Here is a 10,579-nt window from a genome sequence, read left to right as displayed (position 1 = left end):
CTGGTCGTGCCCAACGAAAACCTCAGCCTCAAGCAAGGCGCGGTCGTGCCCTGGGCCAAGTCGAACCCGCCCTCGCCGTATTACATGCAAGTGCTCGCCAGCCTCGCGGGCCACTTCGGTTTCAGCCTCGAAACGGCGTGGGACAAGCTGCCGTCCGATGTCAAAATTGTCATCCTCTATGGCACCGCAGGCAAGCCCGTGCCGCTCACCTTCATCGATGGCAAGAAGAGCTACACCGTCGCCAAGGCCTTCGAAGGCGTGATCGGCAACTTGAACCGCCGCCTCCTGCAAACCGAGAGCGCATGGATGCGCGAGGAGCTGTCCAAGTACCAGACCGCGCAGCCTTGCGAGACCTGCCACGGCGCGCGCCTCAAGCCCGAGGCGCTCAGCGTCAAGGTTGCGGGCCACGATATCTCCAGCATCACGCACCTCTCCGTCGCCGCCGCCGTGGCGTGGTATGGCGAATTAAATCAACATCTTACCGCGCAGCAAAACCAGATCGCCAAGGCCATCCTCAAGGAAATCAACGACCGCCTCGGCTTCCTCAACAATGTCGGCCTCGATTACCTGAACTTGGACCGCACCAGCGGCACCCTCTCCGGCGGCGAGAGCCAGCGCATCCGCCTCGCCAGCCAGATCGGCTCGGGCCTCTCGGGCGTGCTCTATGTGCTCGATGAGCCCAGCATCGGCCTCCACCAGCGCGACAACGACCGCCTGCTGATCACGCTCAAGCGGCTGCGCGATCTCGGCAACACGGTCATCGTGGTGGAGCACGACGAGGACGCAATCCGCACCGCCGACCACATCGTCGACCTCGGCCCCGGCGCGGGTGTCCACGGCGGCGAGATCGTCGCGCAGGGCACGCTGGCCGATATCCTCGGCAATCCCGCCAGCCTGACGGGCCAATATCTGACAGGCGCGCGCCGCATCGAAGTGCCCAAGAAGCGCCGCAAAGGCAACGGACTCAAGATCACGGTGGAGGGCGCACGGGCGAACAACCTGCAGAACGTTACCGCCAGCATCCCCCTCGGCACGTTCACTTGCGTCACCGGCGTCTCCGGCTCGGGCAAATCGAGCTTCACCATCGACACGCTCCACGCCGTCGCCGCGCGCACGCTCAATGGCGCGCGCCTCGTGGCGGGCGCGCACGACCGTGTCACCGGGCTCGAACACTGCGACAAAGTGATCGAGATCGACCAGTCCCCCATCGGCCGCACCCCCCGCTCAAACCCCGCAACCTACACCGGCAGCTTCACCCTCATCCGCGATTGGTTCGCCGGCCTGCCCGAGAGCGCCGCGCGCGGCTACAAACCCGGCCGCTTCAGCTTCAACGTGAAGGGCGGCCGCTGCGAAAAATGCCAGGGCGACGGCCTGATCAAGATCGAGATGCACTTCCTCCCCGATGTTTACGTCACTTGCGAGGAATGCAGCGGCCGCCGCTACAACCGCGAAACGCTGGAGGTGAAGTTCAAGGGCCACTCCATCGCCGATGTGCTCGATATGACGATCGAGGATGCCGAGGAGTTCTTCAAGGCCGTGCCCCCGATCCGCGAGCGGATGCACATGCTCAACGAGGTCGGCCTCGGCTATGTCAAGGTCGGCCAGCAGGCCACCACGCTCTCGGGCGGAGAGGCGCAGCGCGTCAAGCTGGCCAAGGAGCTTGCCCGCCGCTCCACCGGGCAGACGCTCTATATCCTCGATGAACCGACCACCGGCCTCCATTTCGAAGACGTGCGCAAGCTGCTCGAAGTGCTCCACCGCCTCGTCGATCAGGGCAACAGCGTGGTGGTGATCGAACACAACCTCGATGTGATCAAAACCGCCGATTGGGTGCTCGATCTCGGCCCCGAAGGCGGCGTGCGCGGCGGCGAGCTGGTGGCCGAAGGCACGCCCGAGCAAGTCGCCAAAAATCTGCGCAGCTTCACCGGCAGCTATCTTGGCCCGCTGTTGAAAAGGTGAAGGCCGCCCGGTATAGCGCCGATTAAGCCGACCATCAGGATATGATATAATGACACGCTCGCCGCTCCTCCCGCTTGCCGCCGCCGCGCTCCTTCTCGCGCTTCCCTGCGCCGCCCATGCGCAAGCCGCGCGGCCGATGCTGCCATCCGGCGGCCCGCCGCCGCCGCCCACCTGGGTGCTCACCGTCGGTATCGCCCCCATCGTCGCCCCCGCGTGGCAAGGCTCGCGCGATACCGCGTTCTCCGTGTTCCCGGATCTGCGGGTGAACTACAAGGACACCGCGTTTCTCTCGGTGCAGGAAGGGCTGGGCTGGAATGCGATCAATCAGGATGGCTGGAAGATCGGCCCGATCGCCAAGATCCGCTTCGGCCGCCGCGAATCCACCGGCGGCTCGCCGTTCCTGATCACCGGCGGCAGCACCGCGCTGCGCGGCTTCGGCGATGTCCGGCTGGCGGGGGAATTCGGCGGCTTTGCGCAATATAGCCCTAATCGCCGCGTCACCCTGCGCGCCGAAGTCCGCCAGGGCACGGGCGGGCACACCGGCCTCGTCGCCGATACCTCGGCCCGCTTCAGCGATCAGGCGGGCAAATTCCGCTATGCGCTGGGCGTGCGCGCCACATTTGCCGATGCCGACTATACGCAGGTCTATTTCGGCGTCTCCCCGCTGCAAGGCGCCCGCGCCGGCCTCGCCCCCTTCCGCACCGGTTCGGGCCTCGTCTCGGCGGGTGTCGCCGGATCGCTCATCCGCCCACTGGGCGAACGCGGCCGCCTCGGCGCGATCACCCTGTTCACCGGCTACGACCGCCTCGCCGATGCCGCCGCCAGCAGCACCCTGATCCGCGAGCGCGGCCGCCGCGACCAATTCAGCGTGGGCCTCGCCTACGGCTACCGCTTCACCTGGAACTGAAGAGGGAGACCGCCTCGCTCACCCTGAGCCTGCCGAAGGAAGGGTAGTGGAGCGCAACCACTAAATTCCTCCCCGACACGGGGAGGGGGACCACCCAAAGGGTGGTGGAGGGGCACTCTCAGGCAACCACAACCCGTTCCTCCCCGGCACGGGGAGAGGGACCACCTGAAAGGTGGTGGAGGGGCACCCTCAGGCAACCCCAACCCCAACCAAACCCGCGCAGAGCCTGCAAAGACCGCACAACATCATCCCAGCGCCACCCCGCCCGAGGTCCCGGCCTTCGCCGGGACGCGCGCAGCCGCAATCAGCGCCCCTGCGCAGGCAGGGGCCTCAGGCCATCCAAGCGCCACCCGCCGCCGAAATCGCCGCATCCGCCTCGGTCGGATCACGGCGCAATGCCCGCGCCAGCGTTACATCGACCGGCGGCGGCGTTTTTCTCATCGCTTGGTCACCCCCATCCAACTCCGGCTAGGCCCAAGTAGGCCAAGCCTGCGTATCCTTCCCCCATCAAGGGGGAAGGATGCCGAAGCTTGCGGGATTGCCCGCCAGTGCGGGCTAGATGGGCGTAAATCAACGTTCTTATGCAAATCCTGCACTGACCAAATTTTATTGCTGCTGGTTCAATGTTTTCAACATGGAACCGATAGCTCTTGCTGTTCCAGTTGGCGCAACACCACCGAAGGCTCCTTTGTTCGCTTCTTTTTCAGCCGTTTGTTCGAGGTCAAATATTGCTACGAGCCTCCACATAATCGTATCGCCAGATTCTAATGTAATATCTGGCGGCATGAGATTGTTGCTTTTCAATCCTACAATCTTACGTGATCCGTCTTTGCCCAAATTTTTAACAACACCAAGCTTAGACGTGACATAATATTGCCAAACAAGCTGGAAGCGAATGTTGCCATCTTGTTTATCGGGAAAAACTTTAGTCCCATCATTAAAAGCGTAAACGCCCGAGATTATTTCGCCATTGCCTTGCCTTGACACTGGTTTGCTGTTATCGTCATAGGTTACTTCAATATAAGATATGAATTCCATCGGTGAACCGTCTGGATTCTCGATAGTTGCTGATGGTTCGATATCAAACTGCAATGTACCTCCACCGTGTAGGGCGCGTTGACCTCGTACTGCGTCCATAACATCAAAAACACTCGGGTTTTCACCAACGGTGACGCGGTGGCGATAAAACATCCCAGCGATATCAATAAATATTTCCATCTCACCCTCCTTTGTAACGTCACGAAGTTAATTCTTGAATACTTCAAAATCATGTCTCCATTTTGGTCAGAATATTCAAAAGTTCCATATGGTTTTGTAATTTATACATACATCGCGTCTCTGGCGAAATTCGCAGTAATCATTTTTAATCTCGTTCCTCTGTTCGCCCGCCGCCTCGCCAGCGTCCCCACCCGCCCCGCCAAACCCCTGTCCTACATCCCCCCATCCATGCCATCGTTCCGTTTTTGTTCCAACGGGAGTCGCAAGGATGGACAGCAAGCGCAGCAGCGGGTTCGGGCGGGGGTGGATACTGGCGGAGCGGGATATCGGGCTGCCGAATGATCCCATCGCGGCAATTTCGGGGCGTTATGCTCCTCTCCCGCCTGTGGGAGGGGTTCCGCGCGACGCTTCCTCCCCCCTCCCGCCTGCGGGAGGGGCCGGGGGTGGGTACGTTCGAGAGGACGAGGTGTATGCGTTCGCCCACCCGGCCCCCTCCCGCGCGCGGGAGGCGGAGCAGGCGCACACCACCCCCTCCTGCGAGCGGGAGGGGCTTAATCCTCAAACCCCCCGCGCCAATACCTTCTCGCCCGCGCGGCAGGTGCAGTTCCTTCATCACCTCGCCTCGCACGGCAATGTCCGCGTCGCCTGCGCCGAGGTCGGGCTGTCGGCGCAGGCGGCCTATGTGCACAAGCGGCGCGATGCCGCGCTGGCGCAGGGGTGGGAGGCGGCGCTGGTGCTCGCGCGCGATGCGGCGGAACAAGTACTCGCCGACCGCGCGATGAACGGCACCAGCGAGACGATCTTTTACCGGGGCGAGGCGGTCGGCCGCCGCGTGCGCTTCGATAGCCGCCTGCTGCTCGCGCACCTCGCCCGGCTCGACAAGCATTGCGACGAGGCCGAGCGCGCCTGCGCCACCGGCGGGCGCTTCGATGAATTTCTCGAAGCGCTGCTCGGCGGCGAGGCCGATCCCGCGCCGCTGGCCGAAGGGGAGGGGTGGACCCCGCCGCTTGCCAGCCGCGCCGAACATATCGCCGAAGAAGTCGCCGAAGCCGAGCAGGCCTTGCGCGCCGCGCTGGGCCTTGGGCCCGATGACGACGAGTGCGGCGCACCGCCAGCCGAACACGATGACTGGGGCGCCGCCGCCGATCATGATAGCGCAGACGCGGCGCAGTTCGATGAGGACTGGCGCGCACCCGCCGGTGACAACGACGATGACGACGCCGCACCTTATGACGCCGCACCCGATGAGCCCGCCGATGAAGACGGCGCGGCGCAATGCCGGGATGAAGCGGAAGAGGCCTTGGTCGCCGCCCTTGCCGCTGCCCTGGCCGAAACCCGCGCTGCCGCTGCTGCCGTTTGGGATGCCGCCGCCGCGCAGTGTTATGCCCGGATCGATGCGCTCACTGGCGCTGGCGAAGAAGACGGCTGGCTCGCGCCGTTCGAGGTCAAATCGCTCGCGCAGAGGCCGCCCGGGCCAGACGCTGTGCCATGGCCGCAATCGCTTCCCTGGACCCTGTCAACTATGTCAACTTGGCCCTCGGTGAAGGTGGCGGTGGCGGGGGCGGCGGCGGCGCCATTCGCATCAGGTTTTCGGCGGAGCCGCACCCGTATCATTCCGCCCGGCCAGATAATTGACCGCCGTCTCCAGATCGTCCTGGCTCAGCGCGCCGGCCGCCATGATCGTCTCGCCGGTCTTGTTGTTGCGCACCGCGATGGCGGGCGTTCCGGTGATCCGTGCGGCCTCGCCGTCGTCGATCTCGGCCTTGATCCGCGCGGCGGTGGCGGGGGATGCGGTGCAGGCGGCCAGTTTGGCCTTGTTGCCCGCGCCGCTGGCCGCGCCGAGCGCGGCGGCGGCGGCGGGGTTGCCGCTGCTCGCCGCAATGCCCTTGCCGTTCCCGCCGGTCAGCGCCAGCCAGCCGCTCATGAACTTGTAAAATCCGGTCGCGCCCGCCTGATCGCCGACGCACAGCGCGCTGGCCGAGGCGAGCACCGCGGCGGGGCCATGAAACGACAGCGGATAGAGCCGTACCGCCAGATTGAGCTTGCCGCCCGCGGCATCGACCACCCGCTCGGGCGTCCCGCCAAACACCTTGCAATAAGGGCATTCGAGATCGATCCACACGATCATGCTCAGGTCTGCCCCGGCCGCGCCATAAACCCGGTCTTTCGCGCCGATCGCGGCCACTTGCGGGGCCAGCACCCAGCCGGCGTCCTGCGCGGCGGCGGGGGCTGAACAGGAGATCAGGGCGGCGCAGGCCAGCAGCGTGCGAGGGCGCAGGTTCATGGCAAACGGTCCTTTCGGCGGGCACGGCCCATTCCGGCGCGCCCTGTCATGCTTCGCGGCAAAGCGCAATGTTGGGATTGGGGAAGGGGGTGGGGGTTCCCTCGGCCCGAGCATATCTATATACCCCGGGATATAGATATCGCAGGAAACCCGGATGATCCGCTCCGTCCTCAAATCCGCGCTGCTGCTGCTCCTGTTGGCGGCCGGCCCGCCCGTCATGGCCCAGCCGCCGAAAGGCCCGCTGGTGCTGGCCGCGTCCAGCCTGCAAGAGGCGATGAGCGCGGCGGCGGATGCCTGGGCCGCGCCCAAAGGTCGCGCCCGCCATCCGCGCCCGGTGGTCTCGTTCGCCGCGTCCTCCGCGCTTGCCCGGCAGGTGGAAGCCCGCGCTCCTGCCGATCTGTTCGTCTCGGCGGACGAGGAATGGATGACTTATGTGGAGAAGAAGGGCCTGATCGCGCCGCGCACCCGGGTGCCCTTCCTCTCGAACCAGCTGGTGCTGGTCGCGCCCGCTGCGGCGCGGCGGGGGAGCCTGCCGGTCCGTCCCGGCTTTGGTCTGATGCGAGCTTTGGCGGGGGGGCGGCTGGCGGTGGCCGATCCCGATGCGGTGCCCGCGGGCCGCTATGCCAAGCAGGCGCTGACCCGGCTGGGCGTCTGGTCCCAAGTCGAAGGCAGCCTCGCCCGCGCCGAAAATGTCCGCGCTGCGCTGGCCCTGGTGGCGCGCGGTGCCGCGCCGCTGGGGGTGGTCTACCTCACCGATGCCCGCGCCGAACCGGCGGTGCGCGTTGTCGGGGTGTTCCCGGCGGGGTCGCACACGGCGATCACCTATCCGCTCGCCCGCCTTGCCACTTCGGCCAGCCCGGATGCCGAGGGTTTCCGCCGCTTCCTCTTGTCGGCTGAGGGCAAAGCGATCTTCCGCCGCTTCGGCTTCATCCCGCGCTGATGGAACTGCTCTCGGCGGAGGAATGGGGCGTGGTCGCGCTCTCGGTGCAGGTCAGCCTCGTGGCGGTGGCGGGCGGCTTGCCGGCGGCGTTCGGGCTGGCGTGGCTGCTGGCGCGCGGCCGTTTTCCGGGCAAGACCCTGCTCGATGCGGCGGTGCACCTGCCGCTGGTCCTGCCGCCGGTGGTGATCGGCTGGGCGCTGCTGATCGCGTTCGGCCCCGATGGTCCCGCCGGGCGGGTGCTGGCAGATGTGTTTGGGATCACCTTCCTGTTCCGCTGGACCGGGGCGGCGCTGGCGGCGGCGGTGATGGCCTTGCCGCTGATGGTGCGAGCGATGCGGCTCGGCCTCGAAGCGGTCGATCCCCGGCTGGAGCAGGCCGCCCGCACGCTCGGCGCGGGGCCGTGGCGCACCTTCCGGGAAATCACCCTGCCGCTGGCCTGGCCCGGTGTGCTGGCGGGCGCGGTGCTCGGCTTTGCCCGCTCGCTCGGCGAATTCGGCGCGACGATCACCTTTGTTTCCAACATCCCGGGCGAGACCCGCACCCTGCCGCTGCTGATCTATTCGGCGCTCGAAATGCCAGGCGGCGAAGCGCGGGTGTGGCGGCTGGCGGCGGTCTCGATCGTGCTGTCGCTGGCGGCGCTGATCGCCTCGGACCTCCTCACCCGCCGCGCCGGGACCGCGGAAAAATATGGCGTTTGAGATCGACATCGCGCTCCGGCGCGGGCCCCGCCGCATCGCCTGCCGCTTTGCCGCGCCCGCCGGGATTACCGCGCTGGTGGGCGTTTCGGGCGCGGGCAAGACCAGCGTGCTCGAGGCGATCGCTGGGCTGCTGCGCCCCGCCGAGGGCCGGATTGCGGTGGGCGGACGGGTGCTGTTCGACAGCGCGGCGCGGATCGACCTGCCGCCAGAGCGGCGCGCCTGCGGCATGGTGTTCCAGGATCTGCGGCTCTTTCCCCATCTGCGGGTGCGCCAGAACCTGCTGTTCGGCGCGCGGCTCGCCCCGCCAGAACGCCGCCGCTTCGGCCTGGAGGAGACGTGCGCCTTCCTCGGCATCGAAGCGCTGCTGGCGCGCCGGCCGCGCACGCTCTCGGGCGGCGAGGCGCAGCGGGTGGCGATCGGGCGGGCGCTGATGGCGGGGCCATCCTTCCTGCTGATGGACGAGCCGCTGTCCTCGCTCGACGGCGCGCGGCGCGAGGAGGTGATGCAAGTCATGGTCCGTATCCGCGACGCATTCGCGCTGCCGATCCTGCTGGTCACCCACGAACGCGCGCAGATTGACCGGCTGGCCGATCATATCGTCGAGCTTTAGATTTCCAGCTGGCTTCCGAGCTCGATCACCCGGTTGGTCGGCAGGCGGAAAAATACCATCGCGCTTTCGGCGTTGCGCATCATCCAGGCAAAAAGCTTTTCGCGCCAGATCGCCATACCCGGCCGCTTCGAAGCGAGCAGCGTTTGCCGGGCGAGGAAATAGCTGGTGTCCATCGGTTTGAACGGCCCGCCGGCGCGGGTTTCCTGCGCCAGCTCGGCGGGAATGTCGGGCTCGTCCATGAACCCGAAGTGGAGGATGATGCGGTAGAATCCGCAGTCCATATCTTCGACCTCGCGCCGGACCGAGGGAGGCACATGCGGCACGCTTTCGATCACCACGGTCAGGATCACCACCCGGTCATGAAGGATGTGGTTGTGCTTGAGATTGTGCAGGATAGCGGGCGGAATACCCTCGGTGGTCGAGGTGAGGAAAACCGAGGTGCCAGAAACCCGGCGCACCTTGAGCGCAACCGATTTGAGGAACAGATCGAACGGCATCGAATCTTCGGCCAGCCGGTCGCGCAGGATGCGCCGCCCGGTGGCCCATGTCGTCAGCATCACGAATGCGACCGCCGCCACCACCAGCGGAAACCAGCCGCCATCGGGGATCTTGATCAGGTTGGATGCAAGATAGGCCCCGTCGATCAGCAGGAACACGCCCGTGGCGAGCCCCGCCAGCAGCGGCGGCCATTTCCACACGCCGAAGGTTAGCACGCCCAGCATGGCGGCGGTGATGAACATCGTGCCAGTCACCGCGATGCCATAAGCGGCTGCGAGGTTGCTCGAACTGCGAAAGCCGAGCACGACGAGGATGACCAGCACCAGCAGCCCCCAATTGACCACCGGCACGTAAATCTGCCCTGCGGCGCTGGCGCTGGTGTGGAGAATGCGGATGCGCGGCAGGAAACCGAGCTGGACCGCCTGCTGCGCCACCGAGAATGCGCCCGAGATGACCGCCTGGCTGGCGATGATCGTGGCCAGCGTGGCGAGCAGCACCAGCGGCAGCCGCGCCCAATCGGGGGCCATCAGGAAAAACGGGTTCTGCGCCATCGCCGGATCACGCAGCATCAGCGCGGCTTGTCCCAGATAGTTGAGCAGCAGGCAGGGGAAGGCCACCCACAGCCACGCCGCCATAATCGCGCGCCGTCCGAAATGACCCATATCGGCATAGAGCGCCTCGGCCCCAGTCACCGCCAGCACGACCGAGCCGAGCGCGAGAAACCCAAGGCCCGGATCGAGCAGGAAGAAATTGGCTGCGTAGACCGGGTTGAGCGACAGCAGGACTTCGGGAGCATGGGTGATCCCGTTGATCCCAAGCGCCGCCAGCACGGCGAAATAGACGAGCATGACCGGGCCGAACAGCTTGCCCATCGCCGCAGTGCCGCGCGACTGGATCGCGAACAGGGCAATCAGGATCGCCACCGAGATCGGCAGCACCAGCTTTTCGAAGCCGGGATGGACCACGGTCAGCCCCTCAATCGCCGAAAGTACCGAGATCGCCGGGGTGATGATCGCATCACCGAAAAACAGCGCGGTGGCGATCAGGCCGAGCATGACCATCGGCGCGCTCCACCGCGATTCGCCCAGCCGGCGTCCGAGCAGGGCTAGCAGCGCAAGGCTGCCGCCTTCGCCCTTGTTGTCCGCGCGCAGGATGATGAACACATATTTGACCGTGACGATCAGCATCATCGTCCAGAAGATGAGCGAAATCACACCGAAGATATGCGGGCGGTCAACCGCCAGCGGGTGGTGGCCGATAAAGCTTTCGCGCAGCGAATAGAGCGGCGAGGTGCCGATATCGCCAAACACAACGCCGATCGCGCCGATCGAAAGCGTGGCGAGGCTCTGCTTCTGATGGCCAGCCTGATGGGCTAGCGCGGCTGGCGCTATCGCGTCAGCATGAGTCGTGATGGGGTTCATCGCCGCTCGATTACGCTTGTCTTGCTGCCACTGCGAGAGATTTC

9 protein-coding genes are annotated in these 10,579 nt (G+C 65.8%); 5 read left to right on the top strand and 4 right to left on the bottom strand.

All coding sequences use genetic code 11. The features are described from left to right. Together uvrA and Q0O40_RS04490 are read left to right on the top strand one after the other, a co-directional pair. Nucleotides 1–1,959, top strand: a 1,959-nt coding sequence (uvrA, locus tag Q0O40_RS04495) for an excinuclease ABC subunit UvrA (protein WP_295526739.1), incomplete at its 5' end; no start/stop codon positions are given. Between the two features lie 49 nt (nt 1,960–2,008). Further along, nucleotides 2,009–2,866 carry a MipA/OmpV family protein gene (locus Q0O40_RS04490; RefSeq protein WP_295526738.1) on the top strand — a complete coding sequence of 286 codons (858 nt, stop codon included), beginning with the start codon at nt 2,009–2,011 and terminating at the stop codon, nt 2,864–2,866. Nucleotides 2,867–3,472: 606 nt separating this feature from the next. Here Q0O40_RS04490 and Q0O40_RS04485 read toward each other — a convergent pair. The 3 genes from Q0O40_RS04485 to Q0O40_RS04475 form a co-directional block, all read right to left on the bottom strand. Next, a complete protein-coding gene (locus Q0O40_RS04485; protein ID WP_295526737.1) occupies nt 3,473–4,084 on the bottom strand; it encodes a hypothetical protein in 612 nt (203 codons plus the stop codon). 145 nt (nt 4,085–4,229) lie between these two features. After that, on the bottom strand, nt 4,230–5,582 hold the full coding sequence (locus tag Q0O40_RS04480) for a hypothetical protein (protein WP_295526736.1): 1,353 nt from the start codon (nt 5,580–5,582) through the stop codon (nt 4,230–4,232). 84 nt (nt 5,583–5,666) lie between these two features. Continuing rightward, nucleotides 5,667–6,212: a thioredoxin domain-containing protein gene (locus Q0O40_RS04475; RefSeq protein WP_295526740.1), complete on the bottom strand. Its 546-nt coding sequence runs from the start codon at nt 6,210–6,212 to the stop codon at nt 5,667–5,669. Nucleotides 6,213–6,522: 310 nt separating this feature from the next. Between Q0O40_RS04475 and modA the strand changes: the two genes are divergently transcribed. The 3 genes from modA to Q0O40_RS04460 are packed head-to-tail and all read left to right on the top strand — an operon-like array spanning nt 6,523 to nt 8,616. After that, the gene (gene modA / locus Q0O40_RS04470; RefSeq protein WP_295526735.1) at nt 6,523–7,308 is read left to right on the top strand and encodes a molybdate ABC transporter substrate-binding protein; all 786 of its coding nucleotides are present in this window, start codon (nt 6,523–6,525) and stop codon (nt 7,306–7,308) included. Beyond that, the gene (gene modB, locus Q0O40_RS04465) at nt 7,308–8,006 is read left to right on the top strand and encodes a molybdate ABC transporter permease subunit (RefSeq protein ID WP_295526734.1); all 699 of its coding nucleotides are present in this window, start codon (nt 7,308–7,310) and stop codon (nt 8,004–8,006) included. The genes modA and modB overlap by 1 nt, the downstream gene beginning before the upstream one ends. Further along, nucleotides 7,996–8,616 (top strand): ATP-binding cassette domain-containing protein, encoded by a 621-nt coding sequence (locus Q0O40_RS04460; RefSeq protein WP_295526733.1) that lies wholly within the window; start codon nt 7,996–7,998, stop codon nt 8,614–8,616. Before modB ends, Q0O40_RS04460 begins: the two co-directional genes overlap by 11 nt. Here Q0O40_RS04460 and Q0O40_RS04455 read toward each other — a convergent pair. Further along, the gene (locus Q0O40_RS04455) at nt 8,613–10,535 is read right to left on the bottom strand and encodes a potassium transporter Kup (protein WP_295526731.1); all 1,923 of its coding nucleotides are present in this window, start codon (nt 10,533–10,535) and stop codon (nt 8,613–8,615) included. The genes Q0O40_RS04460 and Q0O40_RS04455 overlap by 4 nt on opposite strands. Nucleotides 10,536–10,579 lie beyond the last annotated feature (44 nt).

This window comes from Novosphingobium sp. Chol11 (assembly GCF_945870625.1).
In the GTDB taxonomy this organism is placed as follows: Bacteria; Pseudomonadota; Alphaproteobacteria; order Sphingomonadales; family Sphingomonadaceae; genus Novosphingobium.
This window is presented reverse-complemented; position numbering and strand designations above follow the sequence as displayed.

Bases quoted from the DNA above. Each gene is read 5' to 3' on its own strand.
- Q0O40_RS04490 (WP_295526738.1), top strand. From the start codon at position 2,009: ATGACACGCTCGCCGCTCCTCCCGCTTGCCGCCGCCGCGCTCCTTCTC.
- Q0O40_RS04485 (WP_295526737.1), bottom strand. From the start codon at position 4,084: ATGGAAATATTTATTGATATCGCTGGGATGTTTTATCGCCACCGCGTC.
- Q0O40_RS04475 (WP_295526740.1), bottom strand. From the start codon at position 6,212: ATGATCGTGTGGATCGATCTCGAATGCCCTTATTGCAAGGTGTTTGGC.
- modA (WP_295526735.1), top strand. From the start codon at position 6,523: ATGATCCGCTCCGTCCTCAAATCCGCGCTGCTGCTGCTCCTGTTGGCG.
- modB (WP_295526734.1), top strand. From the start codon at position 7,308: ATGGAACTGCTCTCGGCGGAGGAATGGGGCGTGGTCGCGCTCTCGGTG.
- Q0O40_RS04460 (WP_295526733.1), top strand. From the start codon at position 7,996: ATGGCGTTTGAGATCGACATCGCGCTCCGGCGCGGGCCCCGCCGCATC.
- Q0O40_RS04455 (WP_295526731.1), bottom strand. From the start codon at position 10,535: ATGAACCCCATCACGACTCATGCTGACGCGATAGCGCCAGCCGCGCTA.